Below are 25,488 nucleotides of genomic sequence, written 5' to 3' on the forward strand. Positions count from 1 at the left end.
TCATTATTAAATTTTAATTATATATATTGCATCGTGAAATGTTAATGAAAATGAACAGACGAAAGTTTCTAAAAGGTTCGGCATTGCTTTCCGGATTGTTTGCAATTAATCCGGTTAATGTTCTGGCCACCGAACCTGTTGTAAAACCCAAATCTTACAAAAAAGCTAAGAATATCATTTTTATGGTAAGCGATGGCATGAGTTCCGGAACACTGGCTTTAGCGAACCTGTACTCCCAGAATATCCTTGGGAAAAGTGGAAACTGGATCAATTTGTATAAAGAAAATAAAGTATCCAGAGCACTGATGGATACTGCCTCTGCGAGTTCAATTGTTACCGATTCTGCTGCTGCAAGCTCATCTTTCGGTGGTGGGTTCAGGGTAAAGAATGGCGTACTGAATATAGGCGCTAATGGTGAAAGATATGTTCCCATCTGGCAGAAATTTAAAAAAGCGGGTAAAAAAACAGGATGTGTCACTACTGTAACCATTACCCATGCCACACCTGCCGGGTTTTGTATCAATTCAGCCAGCAGGAATGCCGAGCCTGAAATTGCGGAAATGTATGCGGAAATAGGATTTGACGTGATGATGGGGGGAGGAGATGAATTTTTTAACCCCGCGAAAAGAGAAGACAAAAAAGATGTATACGGTTTGTATAAACAAAAAGGATATCAGATTCTAAAAAACCGCTCGGATCTGCAGAATATCGATAAAAGCAAACCGGTATTAGGAGTATTCAATACAGGAGCGCTACCTTATGCAATTGATAGGGCTAATATAGCAGCTTTACAGTCTACACCAACACTTGCTGAGATGGCAAAGACGGCAATAGACAAGATGAAAGATCATAAAGAAGGTTTTGTGCTTCAGATTGAAGGAGGTAAGGTGGACTGGTCTGCACACGCAAATGATGTTGCGGCACTTATCCATGATCAGATTGCTTTCGAAGAAGCTGTAAAAGTAGCTGTTGATTTTGCTGAAAAAGATAAGAACACATTGGTTATTATCACCACAGATCACGGCAATGCCAATCCGGGAACAATTTATGGCGCTGATGCTACCCGAAACTTCAATACTATTGCCCATTATAAATTCACCAATGAATATATCCTGAATGCAATCCATCCCGATTTTAACCTGCAGCAAACGAAAGACTGGATCTATGAGACCAATGCCATAAGCCTGGCTGATGATGAAGCTAAAAGTCTTTTAAGTTTCTACACCAGTCTTGATAAAGAAGGTGGGTTATATAATTATAAAAAGCTTCCCTTTAAACTGTATTCGGAAATTCAGAAAAAGCATAATTCTGTTGGCTGGATCAGCATGGATCACTCGGGTGATTATGTGGAACTTGCCATGTACGGGCCGGGAAGTGAACTGCTAAAACCTTTCGTAAAAAACACAGATTTACATTATATCATGCTTGAAGCCACAGAGCTTTCAGCACATACCGGTAAGCTTTGATCTTCGGTATCCCGATTTCAGAATAAATATTTTTTTTTTCATATTTATATCTTTTGGTGGAAAGAAGCCTTTACGTAATAGTAAAGGCTTCTTGTTTTTCTATATTAAAAATAGATTTCAACCGTGGTATTTCAATGATGAATATATTTTACATCAGTTATCCATACTAAAAATCAGTTCTTCATCTGGCTTTTAATTCTATCTTCAATCGTTCTCCAGTCATACAGATGAAAAACCTTTCCGTTGCTCATTGCTACAAACATCCCTTTTGGAAACTTTGGACCAAGGTTTACGTTTGTAACCTCCGAACCATCGCTTTCACTGGTTGAAACCGGAATTTCTGCAATCTTGCCTTTTGACGGATTTTCTCTCATGTAGACGTTGAAAGTATCTTTTTGCTGGTTGGAAACAAGGATATATCCATTCTTTGAAGAAGTAGGGTAGATGGAAATTCCTTCCACATCAGATGTGAAATCACCCTTTCCGAAAACCATAAGTTCCTCATTTCCTTTAGATGGATCTGCATAATACTGATGCACCCCGAATTGTTCATCAGAATAATAAATATATCCTGCTTCATCATCCACCGCAATGCTTTCTATTTCTTTCAAGCCACTGTATTTTCCAAACTTCCGTACAACCTCGCCCGTAATTTTCCCTTCTTTTTCGGTTAATTTATATTGCCACAAATAGCCATCTGCCGGTCCGGATTTTCTTCCGACAACAGCAAAAAAATCGCCTGTTTCAGGGTTTTTATAAAGAGAAATTCCCATGGGAGATCGTTCTTTTTCACCATCAAAAACAGGGAATGCACCAACTTCCTTTAATTCAGGAAGAGAATAAAGTCTAACTGTATTCGTTTCCCTTTCTGTAACGGCAGCAAAATCTATTGTATTTCCGTGTAAATAAAATCCATATTCGAGATCTACATTATTCGGACGTTTTAAGCCCGTAACTTTGTTAATGATCTTTCCATTCAGGTCGAAAGCATACAGCCCGCCATTGGTATCCTTATCGGTACCTATGATAATGCTTTTTGAAGCATCTTCCGGATTGATCCAGATAGCCGGGTCATCGGTATCATAACCGACCTGTTCTGTAATAACAGTTGGTTCTATTTTTTTTCCCAATTCATTTTGTCCTGCACAATTAATGAGCAAAGGTAACATAATGAGAGCAACACGTGTATTTATCTTTATCATTCTGTATAACATTAAAAATCAAACTTTACACCCATCGTAAAGCGGGGCCTGTAATATTCTACCTGAGCTGTTCTGCTTTGAATTCCCTGATAGTACCTTAACGGCTGATTCGTTAAATTATTGGCTTCAGCAAATACTCTCAGCTGGCTGGTAATTTTGAATGAGGCATTTGCGTCAAGGAACAACTGCTTGTCATAATAGCGGTCATCGAACGAATTTCCACCCAGTTCATCAATATAAGAAGATGCATAATTCATAGAAACCCTTGCTGAAAAACGTTTATTTTCCCACGACAGAGATCCGTTGAACATGTGGGGAGCTGCTCCCGGTAATCCTACATCTGTTCTTTCCACACCTTCTTCGTTGGTAATTCCTTTGGCTTTGGATTTAGTATAGGTGTAATTAACATATACTCCAAGACCCTTCCAGAATGCTCCCGGAATAAAATCCAGCTGTCTCTGTAAAGCGACCTCAAAACCGTAGATGTCTACATTATCTCCATTTCTTTGTTGCGTAAATCTCCAGTTACTCTCCCCGTCAGGAATAGGATTGGTCTGACCTGTAAAATCTTGTGAAAAATCCGCCGCTGTATAGTTTTTTCTGGAATAGGTATAAATAAAGTCTTTCAGATTTTTATAAAAGACACCTCCTGAAAGAATCCCCACCGATTTAAAGTACTTTTCTGCCATGAAATCGAAATTATACGCATATGTTGCTTTAAGATTTGGATTTCCTGCGGATATCAGCTCATCTGCCGAAATAACGTTTAAGAAAGGTACGAGTGCATAATAATTAGGACGTGCCAAAGCCGTAGTAAAGGCAGCCCGGAGAACAAGATTCTGTTCCGGAACATATTTGAAGGAAATATTAGGTAAAATATTAGTGTATGTGTTTTTATTATTGATCTTTCCTACAAGATTTTCTTCATCCATTACATAGTTTCCTGTATAATCAATTGTGGTCGTTTCAAGACGCGCACCGGCAATCATAGAGAATTTGTTACTGAAATCCTGATCCCATCGGATATATCCGGCATATATATGCTCTTTTGCACTGTAGTTACTGGAAAGGAATTCTTCCGGTTTAAGTTCTCCTTTAAATAGATTGGGATTAAACAGATCCAGTCCTCCCATGTACGACGTACTTACAAAAGCCCCCGGAACATAATTCCCCGGCTGAAAGTTATAGCCATCAAAATAGGTAGTTGGAACCGTTAAAAGACTTCCCAAACTGTTAAGCGGTTCAAAAGCATAATAATCATTTTCTCTTTCTTTTTGTTTTATACGTAAACGCGCTCCCACACGTAATCTTCCTTTCTGATCCTCAATCACAGAAAGTGGGAAACGTAGATTTACTTTTGCTCCGAATTCCTTTTCCTGGGTGAAACTGTTGGAATCAGAAAGATCACTTAATTTATAACTCCCGAGATTATCTGCTGTTGCAGGATTGATCATTGGTCTTTCCGGATCACTGAGGTCACTCAGGAAATTTACGTTTTTACGTTCAAACTCAATATGTCGTTCATGAGGCTTTTTTTCACTGGCTCTAGCATAATTCATAGACCAGTCCAGATCAATTTTGGAGCCCAGGAGATGTTCTCCTCTTAATGCATAGTTCTGAATTTTCTGTTTTTCAAGACGCGTATTATCGTTAGCAGCATCTCCACCTTTATCTTGTCTCGTAATACTTCCGCTCCATCCTGTGATTTCAGTTTCATCCGTATTATACACAGGTTTTATTTTGTAGCCCAAAGCATATCTGTTTTCCTTATCATTCCTGAAATTATACATTGCAGAAGCATAAATTTTGTTTTTCGAATTGAATTCATAATCCATATTCAGGTCAAAACTATGTCGTATACGATGTTCATTATAATAACGAACTCCCATTTTACTGACATAGGCTGTCTTTGCAATATCTTCGGCAAGGCTCCAGGTGGGTTCTATATTATCCGATCCGAAATTGTTATTATTATAGGAAAAACTAAAAACGGCACCCAGTTTCTTATTCAGAAAGCGGTTTCCATATACGAAGCCTGCGGTATAATTTCCCTTTTCACGAATCGGATTGTATCCGCCTGCTAATGTTGCGGAAATTCTTTGCCCGTTAGGTGAAGCTCTTGTAATAAGATTTACAGATCCACCTATTGCATCCGCATCCATATCCGGCGTCAATGTTTTGTTGACTTCAATTGTTGCAATCATATCAGACGGAATCAGATCCATTTGAACATTTCTGTTATCACCTTCTGCAGATGGGATACGGTCACCGTTTAAAGTCACCGAATTCAGATTGGGAGCGAGCCCTCGGATGATAAGATTTCTTGCTTCCCCCTGGTCATTCTGTATCGTAATTCCAGGAACTCTTTTCAAAGCATCCCCAATATTGGCATCCGGAAAACGCCCAATCTGATCAGAAGAGATTACATTGGTAATATTGGCATTATTCTTTTGTTTATTCAGGGCTCTGGCCTGGTTCCGTAAAGTGGCCCCGGTTACCACAACCTCTTTAATCTGGGTTTCTTTTCTGGTAAAAATGATGTTTTGTCTGGTGTTTTTATCTGCTTCCACCACAATGTTGTATTCATTACTGCCATATCCCATATAATCTACCTTCATTGTATAATTTCCCGCAGGAACATTCAGGAAAACAAAATTTCCATGCTCATCCGATGTCGTATAAATGTTTCCAGGTGCAAGGGAGATCTTTGCTCCCGGTAATGTAATTTTCGAATCATCATTGATATTTCCGGAAACGGTCCCGGATTGTGCATAAAAATAGATGGATGCACACAATAGAACAGACGTTAAAATTTTCTTCACTTTAGTATATTAATTCTCAGTGTAAAAATAGGTTCTAAAGCTTGGAACGGGCTGAAATTAAGATGAACGTTGTTTTAATAAATTATTAATAATATGTGAGTTTTATGTTTAAATTTTAATGTAATTATAAACAAATAAAGTTGTTTTTTAATTAAATGAATAGGACTTGAACTAAAAGCATCTGGAATGTCTTACAATGAAATATAAGAATGGTTTTTATATTAAATATTAAAATGTGAATTAACTAAAAGAAAGAAAAAAAAACTAAAGCACGATAATTTCTATTAAATTTGTATTTGTCTCTATTTGAGACAATAATTACATTGTAACAAATAATTATTTCCAAAATCCCGAAGTATGACCTATTCGATAAGAAATCTGATTATAGTATTCCTGTCATTAATTCCGTTTGTGTCTTTTTCACAAAGGATCAAGCAAAGTATTAATACTTCCTGGCAATTTCACAGAGGAGCTGAAAAAGATGATAATAAAAAAGGATATTGGGAGCAGGTAAATATTCCCCATACATGGAATGTTGAAGATGTTATGGATGATGAACCCGGGTACTATCGGGGAATAGGATGGTACCAGAAAGAATTGTACATTCCTGAGGGTTGGAAGGATAAAAACATATACCTCTATTTTGAAGGGGCCAGCCAGGTTGCAGAAGTATTTGTAAATGGTAAAAGGGCGGGGGTACATCGAGGATCTTATCTTGCATTTAGTTTCAATATTACCAGCCTTTTAAACGAAGGAAAAAATACAATCAGGGTAAAAGTGGATAACAGCCATGATCCTGATATTCCCCCGCTTGGAGGAGATTTCAGCGTATATGGTGGTATTTACCGGGATGTCTATCTCATTGCAGCAGACAAAAACCATTTCGATATGGATAATTATGCAAGTAGCGGTGTATTTATTTCTACTCCTTCCGTAAGTGAAGAATCTGCCAGTGTTCAGATCAGGGGGAAAGTTTCTGTCAGCAAAAAGGTTAAAATTACAACAACCATTTATGATAAAGAAGGCAAAGAGGTCGCCGTTTCAGAAACGGATCCTGATAAGGATGGAAGCTTTACGGTTCAGGTAAAACACATCAAAAAACCAAATTTATGGAGTCCTGAAAATCCTTACCTGTATAAAGTTGTGAATGTATTGAGAGATGCAAAAAATGAGATCGTATATGACGAGGTGGTCAATCCGTTAGGTTTTAGATGGTATCATTTCGATGCTGAAAAAGGATTTTACCTGAACGGTAAACCCTATAAAATTATGGGAGCGAGCAGGCATCAGGATTTTAAAGGCATGGGATCTGCTCTTTCCGACGCCTTGCATATCAATGATGTGCAGTGGCTGAAGGATATGGGTGGAAATTTTTTAAGGGTTTCTCATTATCCCCAGGATCCTGCTGTTATGGAAGCATGTGATCGCCTTGGAATATTAACCGCTGTGGAAACACCGGGTAACAATCAGATCACCGAAAGTGAAGGTTACACTCATAATATGCTCGATATGCAACGTGAAATGATAAGGCAGAATTATAATCATCCGAGCGTAATTATATGGAGTTATATGAATGAGGTTCTTATTCAGCCCTTGTATAAGGACAAAACACCGGAAAGAGAAAAGTATTGGAAAAATCTTCATGAGCTTGCTCTGAAAATGGAAAATCTCTGCCAGGATGAAGATAAGGAAAGATATACTATGATTGCATTTCACGGAGATTTCGATTTGTACAAAAAAGTTGGACTTATCGATATACCTAAAATCGCGGGATGGAATTTATATCAGGGATGGTATGGAGGGAAATTCGGAGACTTTGAAACTTTTGTTTTAAAGCATCATAAAGAATTTCCTTTAAAACCTTTGATTATTTCCGAGTTAGGAGCAGATTCAGATTACCGGCTTCACAGTTTCAGCCCTGTAATTTTTGATAAAACCCAGGAATATGCTAATCTTTATCATGAATCCTATCTTAAGATCATTAAAAAATACGCCTTCATTGCAGGTGCTATTGTATGGAATCTTGCAGAGTTTGGAAACGAAAGCCGTCAGGAAGCCGTTCCTCATATTAACAACAAAGGATTACTTACGACGGACCGAAAACCAAAAGACAGCTATTTCATATACAAAGCAGCATTGGCTCAACAGCCTTTTGTGAAAATTGGAGGCTCGGACTGGTTGTACCGGGCACAGCAGGCGGACCCCGGAAGTAATACAGAAGCCACTCAACCGGTAACAGTGTATAGCAATCAGAAAGAAGTGAAGCTTTGGAATAACGGACAATTGATTGGCATACAAAATGTGAAAGACGGGAAAGCTGTCTTTGCATGCAGTTTTAAAAATGGACTTAACACCCTCAAAGCTGTTACGGACAGAGGTGACGAAGATCTAATAGCCATTGATTTTCATGTAATTGCCAATCAGTTGAAAAATACGGAAAATACATTTACAACTTTAAATGTAAGTTTGGGAGATCAGAGAATGTTTGAAGATGAAGTAACGAAAGAAAGCTGGGTGCCTGAGCAGGAGTATAAACCGGGAAGCTGGGGATATGTAGGCGGAAAAGTGTATCGGGAAGATGAAAAAAGTGAAAAGTACGGTTCAAGAAGAAATATACTGGGAACTACTTATGATGCAATGTATGAAACACAGTGTGTTGGTCTGAAAAGCTTTAAAGCTGATGTCCCTGACGGACTTTACGAAATTACACTGCACTTTGCGGAGCTCCTTACCCCTACGGAACAGGAAAAGTTGGTGTATAACCTTGAAAGCAATACCCGGTCAGAAAATAAGTTGGGATATACCCGGAAATTTGATGTTTCCCTGAATGGTTTTATTTTTCTTGAAAATCTTTCAGACGATAATCATCTTGCTCCTATTACAGCATACAGTACAAAAACTACTATTTTGGTAAATAGAGGACAGGGAATAACAGTTGGTTTTATTCCTCATGAAGGCGAAGCCATTTTAAATGGAATACAGCTTAGGAAGATATTTTAGTATCAAAATAGAGGATTTGGATAAGGCTGGGTACAGGTAAAAAAAAATAAACTTATTACTATATTTTTCTAACTTTAAATCGGATTATTCGTAAAGCCTTACCACCAAAAAAACAATAATTATGAAATATCAATTTTCGCTGATGCTTTTTTTACTGTTCTTTTCACTGGGTTTTAGCCAGGAAGGTTCGCAGCTAAATGTAGGTGTGGAAAATACTACAATAAAAAAGGAAGCAGATGAATATTTTTCATCTCTTACAGCTCTAAGGCAGTTTAATGGAAATGTTATAATTGCAAGAAATGGAGTGGTACTTCTCAATAAAACATACAATTTACAAAACGGACCTAAGGATATGCTGATCAATAGAAACAGTACATTTATTATTGCTTCTGTTTCAAAGGTTTTTGTAAAATATGGAATCCTGAAATTGGTAGAACAGAACAAAATATCGCTTAACGATCATTTGTCAAAGTTTTTGTTTGGTTTTCCGGAAGGAGAAAAAATCACCATCCGCCATCTTATGCAGCATCAGTCTGGCTTACCAAGGGAAATTACAGATTATGAAAAGTTTGATAAATTATCCGGTGACCAGATCATTGAATTGGCTAAAAAGGAAAAACTTTTATTTGAACCCGGATCCCAGACATTATACTCCAATATTGGATTTTTATTATTGCATAACATTATTAACAAAGTAGCTTCTGAGGGTTATCTAAAATTCATAAAAAAAGAAATATTTGACCCTATTGGTCTTCACAATACCAATGAATATAATGGAAAGAGTCCGGTTAAAAATTTTGTGAATGGATTTGATATAGAAGATGGGAAAATAATTAAAGCTTCTGCAAAGGAACTCGATCGGTTTGAAACCGGCAATTACGCCTCAACGATTGATGATCTTTTCCATTTCTCCCAAGAAGGTTTTAATGGTAAACATCTTCAAAAAGATCTTATTAAAGAATTGTTTGACGAAAATGATGTATTGGCACAAGCTGGCGGCAGACCTGGATACCGGGCTTATTTTTATAAAAACCGGAAAACCGGATTTGATTTCATTTTTCTAAGCAACTACACCGGAGTTCCTTTTCAACAGGTGACGCAAGATATTGTGAAGATATTTGAAGGAAAAGCATACCATGTTCCTCGAGCAATAAAAAGACAAAAGATTAGTCTATCTGAAAATGTAATGAAGCGGTATGAAGGGAAATACATTCTCGAAATCGACCAATCTCAATATTTAGTCATTATCATTAAGGAGGGTAAATTGTACATTACTAACAAAGATGGCGAGACCTCAGAAGGTGTCCCTGATTCTGAACTTACATTCTTTTTTGATGCTGCCTCAAATGACGGACTGATATTTACCTTAAACAAAGATACAGGAATTTATGAACTCGAGATGATATCGGATGGATTACATCTTAAAACTAAAAAGGTAAATTGATTAAATTCTAAAAAAATCCACAACTTCAATGTTGTGGATTTTCTTTTTTAAACAAGGGTAGTACTTACCTTGATATTGCCGTGTATTGCCTTAGAATAGGGGCAGGTCTGATGAGCGAGTTCTGTTAATTGCCGTGCAATCTCTCTTTCCAAACCAGGAAGACTAACGGAAAGCCTGGCCTGTAAAAGGAAGTCTTCCCCATTCATTCCCAGATCTACTTCGGCATCCACATAAGTCTCAGAAGGAATAAGTACTCCCAATTTTTTGGCAGCAAGACCTAAAGCTCCGATATAGCAGGCAGACCAGCCTGCAGCAAATAACTGTTCCGGATTTGTCCCCGCCATTTTTGATCCCGGAGGAGATAACAACAGATCCAGATTTCCATCATCACTTTTAGCGTTGCCTTGTCGTCCTCCCGTAGTTTTTGTTTTTGCAGTATAGAGTACTTTTTCTATTTCTGCTGTTTTTTGATCATTGTTCATGAGTGTAAATTTTAGTTAATGATTGTTGAAATACTTTGCAAAGAAAGTCTGAATCTTCTTCGGTTACCAGCTTCATAAGGGTGAAACAGACATTTTGGAGGATGAGGCGGGCAAATAGGATCAGGGATATTTTTCAGGGGTTTTAGGAAGAACAATTTTGAAGGATATACTATGATTAGAGCTGAAAATAATGATCAGAATAAGTACTCAAAAAGCAGGTGTAGATTTTAAGTTTTGAAATGACCGGTTTATCGTTCGTTTAGTCTTATTGGACCTGATGATGATTGATCTGCGACAAGCAGCACAATACATTTGCCGAAAAAATAATTAAAAAATCAACTTCTTAAAATCAAAACAATGGAAACAAAAGCAAACAATTTAAAAACGACTATTACAGCAGGTGTATTTATGTTATTATCAGCAACATCTTTTGCACAGAATACAACAAAAGAAACTGAAACCATCCGCCCTTACCATGTACGTATTCCCGAAGCTGCCATCAAAGAACTTCGCCAGCGGATCAATGCGACCAGATGGCCATGTAAAGAGACGGTAACAGACCAGTCACAAGGAGTGAGACTAAACCAGATTCAGGATCTTGTAAAATACTGGGGAAATAGTTATGACTGGCATAAGGCGGAAAATAAACTAAATGCCTATCCACAGTATATAACTAAAATAGATGGGTTGGATATTCATTTCATTCATGTACGATCGAAATATAAAAATGCAATGCCTTTGATTATTACGCATGGTTGGCCAGGGTCTGTATTTGAAGAGTTAAAAGCCATTGAACCTCTTACAGATCCTGTAAAATATGGTGGAAAAGCTGAAGACGCTTTTGATGTAATAATTCCTTCTATGCCTGGTTACGGGTTTTCAGAAAAACCTAAAACAACAGGTTGGGGTGTTGAAAGGATAGGCAAAAGCTGGGATGTTCTGATGAAACGTCTGGGTTATCATCATTATGTAGCCCAGGGAGGAGATTGGGGTGCGGTTATTGCCGATGCGATGGGCCGTCAGGCTCCGGAAGGGCTTCTGGGAATCCATGTCAATATGCCTGCAACTGTGCCTGCAGAAATAGCTGATATTCTAAAAGCGGGAGGTCCGGCCCCTGAAAGTCTGTCAGAAAAAGAAAAAGCAGCTTTTGCCTCATTGAATAAATTATATACCCGCGGCGGTGGTTATGCTGCAATGATGGTAACACGTCCTCAGACACTTGGTTATGGACTAACAGATTCACCGGCAGGATTAGCCTCTTTTTTCCTGGATAAATTCAATGAATGGACATACAGTGGTGGAAATGCTGAAAAATCCCTGACGAAAGATGAGATGCTTGATGATATCAGTTTATATTGGTTCACGGATACCGCTGTTTCATCTGCACAACTATACTGGGAAAATAATAATAACAATTTTAATGTCGTAGAGCAGAAAACAAGAGACATCAAAGTGCCTGTAGCCATTACTGTATTTCCCGGAGAAATTTATCAGGCTCCCAAAACATGGGCAGAAAAGGCATATCCTAACCTGATGTATTTTAATGAAGTTACAAAAGGAGGACACTTTGCATCCTGGGAAGAGTCCCAGATTTTTGCACAGGAACTCCGGTCGGCATTTAAGCCTTTAAGAAAATAAATGGGATAAAACAGAAACAAAAAAAATCCACAGCTTCAGAAAGCTGTGGATTTATATATAGTTGTTGTTTACATTATTGGTGATATTGCATTCGTGTAAAGGCCTCTTTTCCGAAAAGGCATGAAAAAATATTCTGAAACTCATGAATGTATCTGCACCGGATTGAGTTGCCGTAGATCTTTAAACCTTCTACGATTTTTTTGGGGCTCAGATCGATGTCATATTTAATAAACTCTTCCGGTCGCTCATACCGGATGCGTTGTTCAGAACTGTATGTTCTTGAAAAACCGAATTCTTCCAACCATTCTTCAGTGATCTGGATTGGATTGATGGCATCAGCCGGGGCAGAGATACTTTGGATATCATTTTCAATTTTTACAAAATAATCTTTTGCATTATTTTGGAAGATCTCTGTGATTGTGAAAATTTGATTTTTGTACTCAACTAAATTTCTAATCTTTAAGTCTGCAACGTTCATAATATTTAGTGTTAAGGAGGTTATTAAAAATGATGTGTGTTAATAAATAGAGTTGCAAATACTATGCCTGACAGAATATATTTTATTTAAATATATGTTAATGTATTAGGTTAATATTTATGGATTATAAAATATTACTTGAAATAAATGATTTTTACTTACGATACTTTGTGGATATCGTTAAATTTTAAGGATGCAAGCAGAAAGGCTGTAAGTATAGCTACAATAAGGAATATGATAAAATAACTCCACGAAGTACCGTGTAGTAAATAACCGGTGCCACTCCCTAGAATACTGGAACCAAAATAATAAAATAGCCAATACATAGAAGTTGCAGAAGATTTTCCTTCTTTTGCACGGAGCGCTGTCATTTGGCTCGCCATAGTATGGGCCGCAAAAAAAGAAAGTGTAAATAATCCGAGTCCGAAAATAACAATGTAGATATTTTCCGAAAGAAGAAGGATAACGCCGGCAATCATAAATAATATTGATCCTTTCAGAATATTCTTCTGTTCCGTTCTCTTTGATAAACGGCTGGTTATCATCGTTCCGAACACTCCGAATGTATACATCAAAAATATAAATGCAATATAAAAATGATTGAGCGAGAATGGAGCGGCTTCCAAACGGAATGTAAGATAATTATATACACTTACAAAAGCTCCCATCAACAGCGCCGCAACAAAATACAACCTTAGCATATAAGAGTCTGTAAGGAATCTCTTCATCTGTTTTATTTTAAGGTGATAATCTACTTTTTGCGGATTGAAAAATTTTGATCCGGGAAAAAGCCTCCAGAATAGTAAGCCCAGGATAAGGCTCTCGATGCCTATGATCAGGACCGCTTTCTGCCAACCCAATTCTCCTGAAAGAAGTGTCGCCAATATTCTTCCGCTCATTCCTCCTATTGTATTCCCGCTAAGATACATACTGATAGCCAGGGCAACCACAGATGTATGGACCTCCTCGGTGAGATAGGCCAGAGCTACCGCGGACACACCGGAAATCACAAAACCTTTTAGAATGCCAATGAATATCAATACGGTAAGACTTGGAATCCATGCCGAAATAATAGTGAGAACAGCTGAAGACAGAAGGGAAAATGCCATTAATCCCTTTCTTGAATAGCTGTCTGCATTAAAAGCAAAGAAAAAAAAGGCCTGCTGCCATTCCTATTGTAGAAGAAGAAACGAGCAAAGAGCTGTCTCCTACGGTCGTATGGAAATGATCTGCTACCAAAGGAAGCAATGGCTGGAAAAGATAAAGTTGGGCAAATACAGATAATCCGGAAAGAAAAATACATAATTTAATGTAATGAAAACGTTTGCTTTTTCTTTCTGCTTTTTCAGATAAGTTCATGGGATACATATTCCTTTACTTCATAACCATAAAGGATTATACAAATTTCCAGATAAATTTTCAATTTGAAAAACGTTTATTTTTGATAATATAAATCGTTATAAGCGATCATGAAAAATATATTCTTCACACTCTGATTAAAAAAGCTCTTTTTTAAATTTGAATATCTTCTAAATAATATCAACGGACCAAGGAATTCTTATCATCAACAGTGATTTCTGTTTAACGGTTTTAAAAGCGATGAAATAGAAACAAATGTTAGATTTTTTAAGGAATGACCTCTTGTAAACGTTTTATAAATTCAATTTTTTTTTTGGATTAAAAGTCAGCAAATCATTATCATTGTATTTCTAAACATGATAAAATGATTGAAAATTTCCCCTTTTATCTGTCACTTATTGTTGCTATCGTATTACTTATAATGCTGGCCAATAAAATAAAGGTGGCTTATCCTGTTCTTTTGGTAATTGCAGGATTACTGATTAGTTTTATTCCCGGTATTCCCGCCATAAAGGTGGATCCGGAACTTATCTTTATCATTTTTCTTCCACCCTTGCTTTATGAGGCAGCCTGGTCTATTTCCTGGAAGGAATTATGGAAATGGCGGCGCATTATCGGAAGTTTTGCCTTCGTTGTTGTTTTTCTTACTGCAATTTCCGTCGCTTTTGTAGCGAATTATTTCATACCCGGATTTTCTTTGGCATTAGGGTTTTTGCTGGGAGGAATTGTTTCTCCGCCGGATGCTGTAAGTGCAGGTGCCATTCTTAAATTTGTGAAAGTTCCCAAAAGGATGTCATCAATCCTGGAGGGGGAGAGCCTTTTAAACGATGCTTCTTCTCTTATTATTTTACGTTTTGCAATGGTAGCTGTAGCTACCGGGCAATTTGTATGGCATGAAGCGGCGTTAAGCTTTTCCTGGATGGTTGTAGGAGGACTCGGAATCGGCCTGGTCATAGGATGGATTTTCATGGAGTGCCATAAATACCTGCCTACAGATGCCAATATGGATACCATTCTTACAATTGTAGCCCCTTACATTATGTACATCTGTGCTGAAGAAGTGCATAGTTCCGGTGTACTTGCGGTAGTGAGCGGCGGTCTGCTACTCTCTAATCACAGGCATCGTGTATTAAGTGCTTCATCACGTTTACGGGGAATCAATGTTTGGGAAAGTTTTGCCTTTGTATTAAACGGTTTGGTGTTTGTGCTGATCGGATTAGACCTTCCTGAAATTACTTCAGGACTGGAAGGAGTAAGTCTTTCTGCAGCAATAGGATATGGCCTTTTAATAACGGGTGTGTTGATAGTTGTCCGGATTTTGTCTGCTTACGGAGCCGTGATCATTACTCTTATTGCCAGAAATTATATTACGGTAGCGGATAAGAGAAGCCCCGGATTCAAAGCTCCATTAATCATGGGGTGGACGGGAATGCGTGGGGTAGTTTCTTTAGCAGCAGCACTTTCAATACCCATTAAGTTATACCCTGGTGGTCCTGATTTTCCTCAGCGAAACCTGATTTTATTTATTACTTTCATTGTTATATTGACCACATTACTGCTTCAGGGCCTGACCCTGCCTTTTATAATCAGAAAAGTAAATATGCCCTCCTTTAATGATCATCTTCCGGATGAAGAAGCCGATGAACAGATTAAAAGAGAAATGGCTCAATATACGCTTGAACATATCACGAATAATTATGGAGAAATGTTGAAGACAAGTCCTTTCTTACAAAACATACATGACAAGTGGCAGGGAAAAATAGGAGATGATGCTCAGATCAGGATTTCTCCGGAAGTTAAATCTGCATACATGGATATCCTAAACCAACAACGGACCTGGCTGGTAGATCAGAATCATGGTGACCGCTATGATGAAGACATTATCAGAAAGCATCTGATGAGAATTGATCTTGAAGAAGAAAGAATAAGATACACCCATTAATCAATCCATGTTCAATGAGGAAAGAAGCCTCTGCAAATATTCGTTTTCCTTTAATACCTTTTGATAGGACTGCCTCGCGTAAGAAGGTGAAAGCTTATACACTTCCGTGATGGTGTGAAACTCTTCGGTTTCAATATCTTGATTGAGGTGAACGGAGTAATCGCTAATATATTTATCAATAATTCTTTTCTTCATTTCACATAAAGTACAATTTCTTATTTTCTGCAGAGAATTTAATATAAGAGATTTATCTCCATGGAAATTAATGATATTTTTCACAAATGATAAATTATGCTTATCCTGCAATTGGTAGTGGGATTCATCTTCAAAAATCATAATCTGGCAATAGTTTTTAATTTGTTTAGAATTTTTTAAACCAATTCCATTATTTGTGTTTAAATTTTTCACTTCAAAAATCTGACCAAAATATATAAATAATGATGGAAAAAGTTTTTTCAGAATTTTTTATATGATTGTTTGTGGTTGCTTACCGGTTTCCAATAAAATCTATAGCTAATGTAGAATTATTTCTACGTATTGTGATTTTTTATTCTATGCAATTTATTTTAATAAAAAGTAAGGGAGTCTTATTTTTGTTACACTGCTTTTATAATCCCGATAAGGTTCATTTTAGAAGGATAATCTTTATTAATTATAGAGCATAACAATATTTAACATACTTTTAAGTACAAGTGTTTAAGGCTGGAAACCTCTTGAAGAGATTTTCAGCCTTATCTTTTATTTAATGAAGCAAAGTTTTTGATTAAATATATTCATGTAGATTGTGTTAGAGTAATATATGTTTAATCAATTGCATACTAATTATTTATATGGATTTTTAAGAAGGAAGTAAGCTTATATTTTTGGTCTCTTTTTTGATGCTAACAAGCAAACACAAAACAATGATGAAAGAAAAATTTAAGCATTTGCTTGGAAAAACACGTCGTGAAATAGTAGAAGAAATAGGTGATGGTTTTAATTTTCCGCATAATGAAATCTGGACCTATGAGGTAGGGAAAACCTGGATTGGAAGAAAAATTATTTTGTCAATCAGGTTCAAGAACAAGAAGGCTTCCGAGATCGCTTTTTATAAAAGCTTTAAAAAATGTTAAACATATATTTAGTTTAGTTCCTAATTGCTACCATATATTTTCTGAAATTTATTGAAAAAATGAAACTGAAATATCAATATGTCAATGAAAAACCTCCCAAAAATGGGAGGTATTAAAAAATTGACTGTATATTGAAATGTAACTCAATCGTTATTGATGATTGTCAAGCCATTGTAAACGTCGTTCATCGGGTAAATGCTTAACTTTAAAATTTTCGAAAACAGCATTAAATCCTGCTCCGTCAGGACATGCAGCCATTAACCCGACCATTACCGGAGTATTGTCCTGTAGATGGGCGTTACGCATCATGATGTAATTTTTATCGTCGAAAGAATAAAATACTTCTACTGCATCCAGTCTCCTTACTGCCTTTATCCATATTGCTGAAGGGATTTTATCCAGGGTAATGACACTCCAGTCGCTCGTCGTATGAGTAACGACCGTACTTAGATTATACTTTCCGTCTACAAATTCGATCCCTGCTTTGATGTAGTTTTCTTTATCCACCCTCAGCATCAAACCCATCTGATCAAATCTGGCCTTGTAGTTTCCGTTTATTTTTACTTTAGCTTCAAATTCACCACCATAAGTGGTATAATAAAAAGGCGCATCATCTACTGTAAAGCCGTAATGAGAGATTCTCCAATAATCACTTTGCGGAGTTACAAACATAGACAATGTATTGCCCTTAATATCCCATTTTTCAGGTTCATTAAACCACATCATTTTTTCTAATGTCTGGGCGAAAGTTGTATTGATAAACAATAGGGTGCAAAAACTTAAAATGATTCTCCTCATGACGCAAAATATCTTTTCATATCAATATATAACTGAATGTAAATTATTAATTTAGCAAAAGTAAAACTTAACAATAGTATCATCAATACTGATAAATAACCATTTTATGAAGATTGTAGAAACATTGAATGAAACATTGCTGATTAAAGGGATAAATAAAAGCAATGAATGTTTATTAGATATTGATGTGTATAAAAACATAGCTCGTGTGTATACCCAAATGGAAAATACCATTTCTGTATTAAGTGATATGCAGGAAAACAGAAGCTACGTTTATAAATCCGATACTGCCCTGGAACTTGGATTGGAAAGGGAGATAGAGCCACTAATCATAAATTCCATCTGGGAAGAGGAAATCCTGAAGAGAATACATCCTGATGATAAGGTTAAAAAATACATTCATGAACTGAGATTTTTCAAGCTGATGGATTCTTTTAAACCGGAAGAAAGAACCCATTATAACGTTTTATCCAGAATAAGGATGAAAGACAAGAATGGGGAATATGTCTTTGTGCAGCACCGTATGTTTTATTTCTATTCTCCTTACAATAACAAACTGAGATTTGCCCTCTGTCTTTATAGTATCGCTATTGATCAGTCTATACTTTTACCTCCGGACTTTCTGATCATTAATTCAATAAAGGGGAAGATTGTTGCGGAGGATAAACTCAACTACAGAAATATTTTATCGCAGAGAGAAATGGAAATTTTAAAATATGTAGGAGAGGGTTTTACCAGTAAGGAAATTGCAGACTTACTTTTTATTAGTGTAAATACAGTAAGCCGTCACAGGCAAAATATCCTTGAAAAGCTGAAAGTAAAAAATTCAATACAGGCATTCAATGACAGCTTTCATTGATTAATGAAGGCTAATCTTCCGAAAAGTTCACCATAAACTTGCGTAATATCTTTTTAAATTGGTATTTTTAGTAAAACACATAACGATACTTATATGAAAAAAGACGTAAGAAATTTGAAGAGGGGAGAAGAAATCACCAATAGTTATATGGTATTCTTAGATAGGCATATTCAGGATGTTATTTCCGGCAATGTATCTGAATTTATGGAAGTGAATGAGATTGCGGACAGCCTGGCTGTTTCTCACACCCACCTTACAGATACGGTAAAGAAAGAAACCGGGAACCATCCTTGTTATTTTTATGATACTAAAATCGTAGAGCAGATACAGGTAATGCTTGCAAAAAGCGATTTTTCAATTGCTGAAATAGCCAGGATATTTACTTATGATCCGTCCAACTTTTCAAAATTTTTTAAAAAGTTTACAGGAATTACACCTGGAGAATACAGAAAAAGAACAAAGACAAAAGTTCCAAAAAGTTCACCATAAAAAAACTATTCCTAATGCTCACATTTGTAAGACATAACTAATTAAAAAGAAACATAATTATGTCAAAAAATGATTTAAAAGGAAAAGTGGTTTTAATCGCCGGAGGAGGAAAAAATCTTGGTGGATTATTAAGCAGAGATTTTGCCTCAAAAGGAGCAAAGCTTGCTATTCACTATAACAGTGAAAGTTCAAAAGCAGAAAGTGAAAAGACTTTAAATGAAGTTAAAGCGTTGGGAGCGGAAGCTTTCCTGTTTCAGGGAGATCTTACAAAAGTTGAAAACATCACTAGATTATTCGACGAAACGATAAAAACTTTCGGTGGAATTGACATTGCGATCAATACTGTAGGTATGGTTCTTAAGAAGCCTTTTGTGGAAACGACAGAAGCAGAATATGATTCTATGTTTAACATCAACTCCAAAGTGGCATATTTCTTTATTCAGGAAGCTGGAAAGAAATTAAATGATCACGGGAAAATATGTACGATCGTTACATCATTGCTGGCTGCTTATACCGGATTGTATTCCACATATGCAGGAGCAAAAGCCCCGGTAGAACACTTTACCAGAATGGCTTCCAAAGAATTTGGTGATCGTGGTATTTCTGTAACTGCTGTTGCACCGGGACCAATGGATACTCCGTTCTTTTATGGACAGGAAAGTGATGATGCTGTTAATTATCATAAATCTGCTTCTGCTTTAGGTGGGCTAACAGATATAAAAGATATTGCACCTCTTGTAGAGTTTTTGGTAAGTGACGGATGGTGGATTACGGGTCAGACCATATTTGCAAACGGAGGATACACAACAAGGTAGATCTCTTATTCAACCGATAAAAAAGGTGATTGTTTTATGCAATCACCTTTTTCTTTTTCTTCAGTATGACTCTGTATTTAGCCTATAAATGTTATAATTAATTATTATAAATGGATTTTGTTGTAAAATTATTTGATTTTTAAGTGGTAAGATCGAAATATGGTATTTATAATAAATTTTCGATGAAAATTAAAATCAAGAAGAGTGAATTATTTATATATTTGCCTGCTAAACAACTAATAATATAAAGGATGAGTATCGATTTTACAACAGCGACATTTAAGGATTTTGAGAATATTCCTGATTATGATATCGCTCAGAGGGCAGAATATTTTTACGAATTCCTGGATCACATGAAAACCAGGGGACACATGAATTATAGACTGAAAAATACTTCAGCAGCTGATGCAGTGTTAAATATCAGCATTGCAGATCGCAATAAGGAGTATGTAAGTTTTGTATCAAGTGATTATTTAGGGTTTACACAACACCCGAAAGTAAAGCAGGCAGCTATTGAAGGAATTGAAAAATATGGTACGGGTACAGGAGCCTCACCGCTTATTGGGGGGTACTTTGATTATCATAATATTTTGGAAAAAAAAAATCTCTGCCTTTTTTGGGAGGAATGAAGACGAAGTAGTCTTGTTTACTACCGGATATGCAGCTAATAGTGCGACTTTGCAGATTTTAATGCAGAAGGAAGATATTGCTATACTGGACATGGGAGTGCATGCAAGCGTACATGAAGGATGTGCTTTTACCAATAAAAAAACATTTCCTCACAATAATTTGGAAGCTTTGGAACATATTTTGAAGATGTCTGAGAGTATGTACCGTACAAAGCTCGTTATCATTGACGGAGTCTACTCTCAGGAGGGTGATACTTCACGGGCCAAGGAAATATATGATCTTGTGAAAAAATACAATGCCTATCTTATGATAGATGATGCCCATGGTGTTGGAGTTTTGGGAAAAACAGGAAGAGGAGCTTTAGAGGATGACGGTTTATTGGATAAAGTGGATTTTATAACAGGAACTTCGAGTAAGACTTTCGGTAACCTGGGAGGATATGTTATTGCAAATAAAAAAATAGCATCATTCCTAAAGTTTCAATCGAGACAACATATATTCTCTGTTACAGCGCCACCTTCTTCCGCCGGAATAGTAAAAGCAATTGATCTTGTTGATGAAGAACCCATTTGGAAAGATAAACTGTGGGAAAATATCAATTATCTAAAAACAGGTCTTAATGATCTGGGATTGGATACAGGAATTACCTGTTCTGCTATTATCCCGGTAAAGATTGGAGATCAAAATAAAATGTGGGATATCGGTAGAATATTAATCGAAAACGGAGTTTACACGAATCCTATTATGTATCCGGCCGTAGCGAGAAAAGATGCCCGTATCCGGATGACGGTAACAGCGCGACATGAAAAAGAACATTTAGATAAAACGCTTAATGTCTTTGATGATATTAATAAAAAAAATGCATATTGCGAAAAAAATAATAATAATTATGCCTAGAAAAGTGGTGCAAGGTCCTATAAGGGACAAAGAAAAAACAAAACAGAAACTGCTTGCTGCAGTGGGTAAAATTCTGAGAGTAAAAGGCTATGCCGGACTGAAAGTAAGTAAAATTGCAGCGGTTGCCGGTTTTGATAAAAAACTTATCTATGAATACTTTGGCAGTACAGATAAGCTTATTGACGAATATATTAAATCTCAGGATTATTGGAGTAAATTCAGCCCGAATATTGAGGAGGAAGTACAGGTTGGAAAAGGTAAAGAAGCCCTTACTCAAGGAATTCTTATGCAATTCGAGAGTCTGAAGAAAAATAAAGAATTACAGAAAATCATTCTGTGGGAACTTTCTGAAAGTAAGCCTATCCTTAAAAATATCTTAAAGCAAAGAGAAGATGTTGGGGCTAATTTATTTGAAAATGTTACAGACCCATATTTCGGAGAAGATGCAACAAGTTTTAGAGCTTTATTGGCTTTAATTGTAGCTGGTGTTTACTATCTTAATCTTTTCCCGGCCTATAACGGAACCGAATTTTGTGGTCTTGATATGAGAACGACTGAAGGAAGAGCCGAGATTGAAAAGGTGATTGTGGAGTTAATAGATAACGCCTACAAGAAAAAAGCTGCTCAGTAAAAATTTTCCTGTTTGATGTGAGATATATTTTTTGTGGATAATTTGAAGACTTTTGACTTTCAAATTAGAACTATATTTCTTATTTTTGACCAATGGAAAATTTTATCGTATCTGCAAGAAAATACCGCCCGCAAGAGTTTGACACTGTTGTTGGACAATCCCATATTACAGATACTTTAGAACATGCAATTGAAGAGAACCAGTTAGCACAGGCTCTACTATTTTGTGGGCCTCGTGGTGTTGGTAAGACAACCTGTGCCAGAATTCTGGCCAGAAAGATCAACGAAAAGGATGGTTCCGTTTCAGAAGACGGTTTTGCTTATAATATTTATGAGCTCGATGCTGCCTCAAACAACTCAGTGGATGATATTCGGGAACTGATCGACCAGGTTCGTTTTGCACCGCAGGTTGGCCAGTATAAGGTATACATTATTGATGAGGTGCATATGCTGTCTTCTGCAGCCTTCAATGCTTTTCTTAAAACACTGGAAGAGCCGCCCGCTCACGCAATTTTCATTCTTGCAACAACGGAAAAACATAAGATCATTCCTACGATTTTGTCCCGTTGCCAGATATATGATTTCAAAAGGATCGTTATTGAGGATATTCAGGGGCATTTAAGAAATATAGCCCAGAAAGAAAATATCCAATATGAAGATGATGCTTTATATCTTATTGCGCAGAAAGCAGACGGTGCATTAAGGGATGCCCTTTCGATTTTCGACAGGCTTTCTACATTCTCCCAGAAAAATATTACATTGGCTAAAGCTGCTGAAGTACTTAATATTCTTGATTACGATCAGTATCTCAATATTCTGGACCTGGCTAAAGACAATAAGATTCCTGAAACCCTTTCCGCATTCAATGAAATTGTAAAAAAAGGTTTTGATCCGCATATTTTTATCGCAGGACTTGGAAACCATTGTAGGGACCTCATGATGGCTCAAAATGCTTCAACGATAGATTTAATTGAGGTTGGAGAGAAAACAAAAACTAAATTTGTAGAGCAAAGCCAGAAATGGAATGTTCAGCAATTGATTGATGCCATTGAAATCTGCAACCATGCAGACATCAACTATAAAAATTCCAAAAACCCGAGACTTACTGTAGAAATTGCATTAATGCAATTATGTTCATTGACTGCCCAGGCAGACGTTGCTAAAAAAAAAAAGTTTATAATACTGGCTCCGTTTCTTAGTGAGAAACAGGAAATAAAACTTCCCAAGCAGGAAAAAACAGAGCCCGTAAAACAGGACAGCATTGAAAAACCTTCGACTCCCGTAGGTCATCAGGCTGAACCCACGATAAGAAAAACATCCAAACCTTTATCAAAAGGTATTTCTTCAGGATTCAGCATTAATTCTTTTTTAAATAAAGAGGAAAAAGAAGAAAAGGAAGAAGCTGTTGTTACTAAAGCTGATAATCTTCCGCAGCATCATTTTACCGAAACGGATTTGTTAATGGAATGGAATTTATTTTTAAAACAAATCCAGTTCAAACAAGCAGTAGTTTTCAATGCTATAAAATCTTTTAAACTGGTTAAAATTGATGAGACAACAGTACAGGTTTTATATCCTTCGGACTCAGCAAAAGCTGAATTTGATAAAATAAGTGGAGAATTTTTCAATCATTTTAAAAGAAAAGTACTTAATTATTCAATTGAAATTGATTATAAAAAAGACGTTCAAAACCTTAAAATAGAGGTGGTTACGAAGAAAAAAATATTTGAAAAGTTCGTTGAGAAAAATCCTTTATTAAAAGATCTTGATGATTTAATGAAGTTTGATTTGACATAATTTTATATCTTTGTCAAATCTTTTTGTTCAAAATGGATTTTTGACAAAAACAAATGATTTAATTGTAAAGCTAAAGAATAGACAATTACAGAATAAAGTGGAAAAATTATTAGTCCCATCTCTGTCTACTTTAAACCTTTTTGGTTTTATACCCGCTGATTATTTTAGCGGTTATTTTAGCTTTTCGGCTACTTATTATAGAAATTTTAGAAGTTATTACCGATTTTACTGGTACTACTAATTAAATTTCTTTCCAAAAAATAGGAATTAACGGATCTTCTCTCATTAATTCCTCATCCCAATAAAAAATTTTTAAACGGCATTTTTTGAAAAGAATTATAAAGAAACTTTATAAGGGAAGAACCGTTTGTGCATTATAATAAATTAAAAATAAGATAAAATAAATTAACAGAATGAATTTAAAAGATTTAAAAAACGATTGGATTAATGAGTTTTCACAGCCATTAATGATTGCCGGGCCATGCAGTGCTGAAAGTGAAGCTCAGATGTTGGAAACTGCGAGAAGGATAAAAGAAACCAATGCGCAGGTGCCTGTTTTCAGGGCAGGTATCTGGAAACCACGTACAAAACCCAATGGATTTGAGGGAGTCGGAGTTATTGGATTAAACTGGTTGAAAAAAGTAAAAGAAGAATACGGCTTCAAAACAGCTACCGAGGTAGCCAACGCACATCACGTTTTTGCCGCTTTGGAAGCAGATGTGGATATTCTTTGGATCGGAGCCCGTTCTACTGTGAATCCATTCACCGTTCAGGAAATTGCAATGGCTTTAAGAGGAACGGATAAACCTGTATTGGTTAAAAATCCTGTAAATCCGGATCTGGCATTATGGATCGGAGCTTTGGAAAGACTTGTAGGGCAGGGGATTCACAATCTGGGAGCTATACACAGAGGTTTCTCTACATACCAGAAAACAAAATACAGAAACAATCCGAACTGGCAGATTGCTCTGGATTTCAAAAGCCAGTTCCCGAATATTCCGATGCTGATTGATCCTTCCCATATTTGCGGAAACAGAACTGGATTGGCAGATATTACTCAGGAGGCAATGAACGTAGGTTACCAGGGAGCTATCATTGAAAGTCACTGTAATCCAGATGAAGCATGGAGCGATGCTTCACAGCAGATTACACCGGAAGTTTTAGCTGAACTTATTGGTAATCTAAAAATGAGAAATGCAGGATTAGCAGGATTTGACGGTGAAATGGGAAGACACAGAACGTTGATTTCTGATCTCGATTTTCAGTTAATTGAGCTTCTTTCCCAAAGGATGAAAATCTCTGAGAAAATTGGCAAGCTTAAAAAAGAGAATGATATCGCTATTTTCCAGCCGGAGCGTTGGAAAGTGATTACCGAATATGCTACTCAAAAAGCAAAAGAAACAGGAATGTCACAGGATTTTATTGAAAAGGTTTTCAAAGCGATACATGAAGAGTCGATTGAAGTACAGAACAATATTATGATTGAGAAATAACAATTATAAAATAATAAATAACGGATTCAGGGCTTAAGAATCAGACGTGCACGAAACAGAAACTTCGTTACGAAACTGAATCTTAAGTCCTGAATTTTTTAATATTGATCTTATGATGAAATCGGAAAATATATT

The 25,488-nt window shown here is 36.4% G+C and carries 22 protein-coding genes; 14 read left to right on the forward strand and 8 right to left on the reverse strand.

What is annotated here, in order from left to right; all coding sequences use genetic code 11:
* Window positions 1-50 precede the first annotated feature (50 nt).
* The gene (locus ACJ5H0_RS00890) at window positions 51-1,466 is read left to right on the forward strand and encodes an alkaline phosphatase (protein ID WP_411246771.1); all 1,416 of its coding nucleotides are present in this window, start codon (window positions 51-53) and stop codon (window positions 1,464-1,466) included.
* A 173-nt stretch (window positions 1,467-1,639) separates the two neighbouring features.
* Here ACJ5H0_RS00890 and ACJ5H0_RS00895 read toward each other — a convergent pair whose 3' ends face one another.
* Both ACJ5H0_RS00895 and ACJ5H0_RS00900 read right to left on the reverse strand, forming a co-directional pair.
* Window positions 1,640-2,635, reverse strand: coding sequence for a phytase (locus ACJ5H0_RS00895; RefSeq protein WP_411248041.1), 996 nt, complete (start codon window positions 2,633-2,635; stop codon window positions 1,640-1,642).
* A gap of 44 nt (window positions 2,636-2,679) precedes the next feature.
* A complete protein-coding gene (locus tag ACJ5H0_RS00900) occupies window positions 2,680-5,490 on the reverse strand; it encodes a TonB-dependent receptor (protein WP_411246772.1) in 2,811 nt (936 codons plus the stop codon).
* Between the two features lie 357 nt (window positions 5,491-5,847).
* Between ACJ5H0_RS00900 and ACJ5H0_RS00905 the strand changes: the two genes are divergently transcribed.
* On the forward strand, window positions 5,848-8,490 hold the full coding sequence (locus ACJ5H0_RS00905; protein WP_411246773.1) for a glycoside hydrolase family 2 TIM barrel-domain containing protein: 2,643 nt from the start codon (window positions 5,848-5,850) through the stop codon (window positions 8,488-8,490).
* A gap of 121 nt (window positions 8,491-8,611) precedes the next feature.
* A complete protein-coding gene (locus ACJ5H0_RS00910; protein ID WP_411246774.1) occupies window positions 8,612-9,934 on the forward strand; it encodes a serine hydrolase domain-containing protein in 1,323 nt (440 codons plus the stop codon).
* Window positions 9,935-9,981: 47 nt separating this feature from the next.
* On the opposite strand, the gene ACJ5H0_RS00915 is transcribed toward ACJ5H0_RS00910, so the two are convergent.
* On the reverse strand, window positions 9,982-10,416 hold the full coding sequence (locus tag ACJ5H0_RS00915) for an organic hydroperoxide resistance protein (RefSeq protein ID WP_172283386.1): 435 nt from the start codon (window positions 10,414-10,416) through the stop codon (window positions 9,982-9,984).
* 357 nt (window positions 10,417-10,773) lie between these two features.
* Here ACJ5H0_RS00915 and ACJ5H0_RS00920 point away from each other — a divergent pair, with 357 nt between their 5' ends.
* Complete coding sequence (locus ACJ5H0_RS00920; RefSeq protein ID WP_411246775.1) at window positions 10,774-12,054, forward strand: epoxide hydrolase family protein; 1,281 nt, start codon at window positions 10,774-10,776, stop codon at window positions 12,052-12,054.
* A 73-nt stretch (window positions 12,055-12,127) separates the two neighbouring features.
* On the opposite strand, the gene ACJ5H0_RS00925 is transcribed toward ACJ5H0_RS00920, so the two are convergent.
* The 3 genes from ACJ5H0_RS00925 to ACJ5H0_RS00935 form a co-directional block, all read right to left on the reverse strand.
* Window positions 12,128-12,532, reverse strand: coding sequence for a hypothetical protein (locus ACJ5H0_RS00925; protein WP_172283382.1), 405 nt, complete (start codon window positions 12,530-12,532; stop codon window positions 12,128-12,130).
* 158 nt (window positions 12,533-12,690) lie between these two features.
* Window positions 12,691-13,641 carry an MFS transporter gene (locus ACJ5H0_RS00930; protein ID WP_411246776.1) on the reverse strand — a complete coding sequence of 317 codons (951 nt, stop codon included), beginning with the start codon at window positions 13,639-13,641 and terminating at the stop codon, window positions 12,691-12,693.
* Window positions 13,642-13,669: 28 nt separating this feature from the next.
* Entirely contained in the window at window positions 13,670-13,891 is a 222-nt protein-coding gene (locus tag ACJ5H0_RS00935; protein ID WP_411246777.1) for a hypothetical protein, read from the reverse strand.
* A gap of 364 nt (window positions 13,892-14,255) precedes the next feature.
* Here ACJ5H0_RS00935 and ACJ5H0_RS00940 point away from each other — a divergent pair, with 364 nt between their 5' ends.
* Window positions 14,256-15,833, forward strand: a complete 1,578-nt coding sequence (locus ACJ5H0_RS00940; RefSeq protein WP_411246778.1) for a Na+/H+ antiporter — start codon at window positions 14,256-14,258, stop codon at window positions 15,831-15,833.
* Here ACJ5H0_RS00940 and ACJ5H0_RS00945 read toward each other — a convergent pair whose 3' ends face one another.
* Complete coding sequence (locus ACJ5H0_RS00945; protein ID WP_273647790.1) at window positions 15,834-16,169, reverse strand: hypothetical protein; 336 nt, start codon at window positions 16,167-16,169, stop codon at window positions 15,834-15,836.
* 566 nt (window positions 16,170-16,735) lie between these two features.
* Here ACJ5H0_RS00945 and ACJ5H0_RS00950 point away from each other — a divergent pair.
* On the forward strand, window positions 16,736-16,945 hold the full coding sequence (locus ACJ5H0_RS00950; protein ID WP_228457038.1) for a hypothetical protein: 210 nt from the start codon (window positions 16,736-16,738) through the stop codon (window positions 16,943-16,945).
* 150 nt (window positions 16,946-17,095) lie between these two features.
* Here ACJ5H0_RS00950 and ACJ5H0_RS00955 read toward each other — a convergent pair whose 3' ends face one another.
* Window positions 17,096-17,743 carry a DUF1349 domain-containing protein gene (locus ACJ5H0_RS00955; RefSeq protein WP_411246779.1) on the reverse strand — a complete coding sequence of 216 codons (648 nt, stop codon included), beginning with the start codon at window positions 17,741-17,743 and terminating at the stop codon, window positions 17,096-17,098.
* A 106-nt stretch (window positions 17,744-17,849) separates the two neighbouring features.
* On the opposite strand from ACJ5H0_RS00955, the gene ACJ5H0_RS00960 reads away from it, so the two are divergent.
* From ACJ5H0_RS00960 to ACJ5H0_RS00995, 8 genes are all read left to right on the forward strand, one after another.
* The gene (locus ACJ5H0_RS00960; protein WP_411246780.1) at window positions 17,850-18,602 is read left to right on the forward strand and encodes a response regulator transcription factor; all 753 of its coding nucleotides are present in this window, start codon (window positions 17,850-17,852) and stop codon (window positions 18,600-18,602) included.
* Window positions 18,603-18,695: 93 nt separating this feature from the next.
* Window positions 18,696-19,091 carry a helix-turn-helix domain-containing protein gene (locus ACJ5H0_RS00965; protein ID WP_411246781.1) on the forward strand — a complete coding sequence of 132 codons (396 nt, stop codon included), beginning with the start codon at window positions 18,696-18,698 and terminating at the stop codon, window positions 19,089-19,091.
* A gap of 59 nt (window positions 19,092-19,150) precedes the next feature.
* A complete protein-coding gene (locus tag ACJ5H0_RS00970) occupies window positions 19,151-19,906 on the forward strand; it encodes an SDR family oxidoreductase (protein WP_172283370.1) in 756 nt (251 codons plus the stop codon).
* A 251-nt stretch (window positions 19,907-20,157) separates the two neighbouring features.
* Complete coding sequence (locus ACJ5H0_RS00975) at window positions 20,158-20,535, forward strand: hypothetical protein (protein WP_411246782.1); 378 nt, start codon at window positions 20,158-20,160, stop codon at window positions 20,533-20,535.
* A 13-nt stretch (window positions 20,536-20,548) separates the two neighbouring features.
* Window positions 20,549-21,433 (forward strand): aminotransferase class I/II-fold pyridoxal phosphate-dependent enzyme, encoded by an 885-nt coding sequence (locus ACJ5H0_RS00980; RefSeq protein ID WP_411246783.1) that lies wholly within the window; start codon window positions 20,549-20,551, stop codon window positions 21,431-21,433.
* On the forward strand, window positions 21,426-22,064 hold the full coding sequence (locus tag ACJ5H0_RS00985) for a TetR/AcrR family transcriptional regulator (RefSeq protein WP_172283368.1): 639 nt from the start codon (window positions 21,426-21,428) through the stop codon (window positions 22,062-22,064). The genes ACJ5H0_RS00980 and ACJ5H0_RS00985 overlap by 8 nt, the downstream gene beginning before the upstream one ends.
* A 92-nt stretch (window positions 22,065-22,156) precedes the next feature.
* Entirely contained in the window at window positions 22,157-23,860 is a 1,704-nt protein-coding gene (gene dnaX / locus ACJ5H0_RS00990; protein WP_411246784.1) for a DNA polymerase III subunit gamma/tau, read from the forward strand.
* Window positions 23,861-24,273: 413 nt separating this feature from the next.
* A complete protein-coding gene (locus ACJ5H0_RS00995; RefSeq protein WP_172283365.1) occupies window positions 24,274-25,353 on the forward strand; it encodes a chorismate mutase in 1,080 nt (359 codons plus the stop codon).
* The last annotated feature ends 135 nt before the right edge of the window (window positions 25,354-25,488 follow it).

Origin of the sequence: Chryseobacterium proteolyticum (assembly GCF_046591535.1) — a bacterium.
Lineage (GTDB): Bacteria > Bacteroidota > Bacteroidia > Flavobacteriales > Weeksellaceae > Chryseobacterium > Chryseobacterium proteolyticum.

Bases quoted from the DNA above. Each gene is read 5' to 3' on its own strand.
- ACJ5H0_RS00955 (WP_411246779.1), bottom strand. From the start codon at position 17,743: ATGAGGAGAATCATTTTAAGTTTTTGCACCCTATTGTTTATCAATACA.
- ACJ5H0_RS00925 (WP_172283382.1), bottom strand. From the start codon at position 12,532: ATGAACGTTGCAGACTTAAAGATTAGAAATTTAGTTGAGTACAAAAAT.
- ACJ5H0_RS00930 (WP_411246776.1), bottom strand. From the start codon at position 13,641: ATGGCATTTTCCCTTCTGTCTTCAGCTGTTCTCACTATTATTTCGGCA.
- ACJ5H0_RS00995 (WP_172283365.1), top strand. From the start codon at position 24,274: ATGAATTTAAAAGATTTAAAAAACGATTGGATTAATGAGTTTTCACAG.
- ACJ5H0_RS00920 (WP_411246775.1), top strand. From the start codon at position 10,774: ATGGAAACAAAAGCAAACAATTTAAAAACGACTATTACAGCAGGTGTA.
- ACJ5H0_RS00905 (WP_411246773.1), top strand. From the start codon at position 5,848: ATGACCTATTCGATAAGAAATCTGATTATAGTATTCCTGTCATTAATT.
- ACJ5H0_RS00965 (WP_411246781.1), top strand. From the start codon at position 18,696: ATGAAAAAAGACGTAAGAAATTTGAAGAGGGGAGAAGAAATCACCAAT.
- ACJ5H0_RS00940 (WP_411246778.1), top strand. From the start codon at position 14,256: ATGATTGAAAATTTCCCCTTTTATCTGTCACTTATTGTTGCTATCGTA.
- ACJ5H0_RS00950 (WP_228457038.1), top strand. From the start codon at position 16,736: ATGATGAAAGAAAAATTTAAGCATTTGCTTGGAAAAACACGTCGTGAA.
- ACJ5H0_RS00970 (WP_172283370.1), top strand. From the start codon at position 19,151: ATGTCAAAAAATGATTTAAAAGGAAAAGTGGTTTTAATCGCCGGAGGA.
- ACJ5H0_RS00945 (WP_273647790.1), bottom strand. From the start codon at position 16,169: ATGATTTTTGAAGATGAATCCCACTACCAATTGCAGGATAAGCATAAT.
- ACJ5H0_RS00935 (WP_411246777.1), bottom strand. From the start codon at position 13,891: ATGAACTTATCTGAAAAAGCAGAAAGAAAAAGCAAACGTTTTCATTAC.
- ACJ5H0_RS00975 (WP_411246782.1), top strand. From the start codon at position 20,158: ATGAGTATCGATTTTACAACAGCGACATTTAAGGATTTTGAGAATATT.
- ACJ5H0_RS00895 (WP_411248041.1), bottom strand. From the start codon at position 2,635: ATGTTACCTTTGCTCATTAATTGTGCAGGACAAAATGAATTGGGAAAA.
- ACJ5H0_RS00890 (WP_411246771.1), top strand. From the start codon at position 51: ATGAACAGACGAAAGTTTCTAAAAGGTTCGGCATTGCTTTCCGGATTG.
- ACJ5H0_RS00915 (WP_172283386.1), bottom strand. From the start codon at position 10,416: ATGAACAATGATCAAAAAACAGCAGAAATAGAAAAAGTACTCTATACT.
- dnaX (WP_411246784.1), top strand. From the start codon at position 22,157: ATGGAAAATTTTATCGTATCTGCAAGAAAATACCGCCCGCAAGAGTTT.
- ACJ5H0_RS00960 (WP_411246780.1), top strand. From the start codon at position 17,850: ATGAAGATTGTAGAAACATTGAATGAAACATTGCTGATTAAAGGGATA.
- ACJ5H0_RS00985 (WP_172283368.1), top strand. From the start codon at position 21,426: ATGCCTAGAAAAGTGGTGCAAGGTCCTATAAGGGACAAAGAAAAAACA.
- ACJ5H0_RS00910 (WP_411246774.1), top strand. From the start codon at position 8,612: ATGAAATATCAATTTTCGCTGATGCTTTTTTTACTGTTCTTTTCACTG.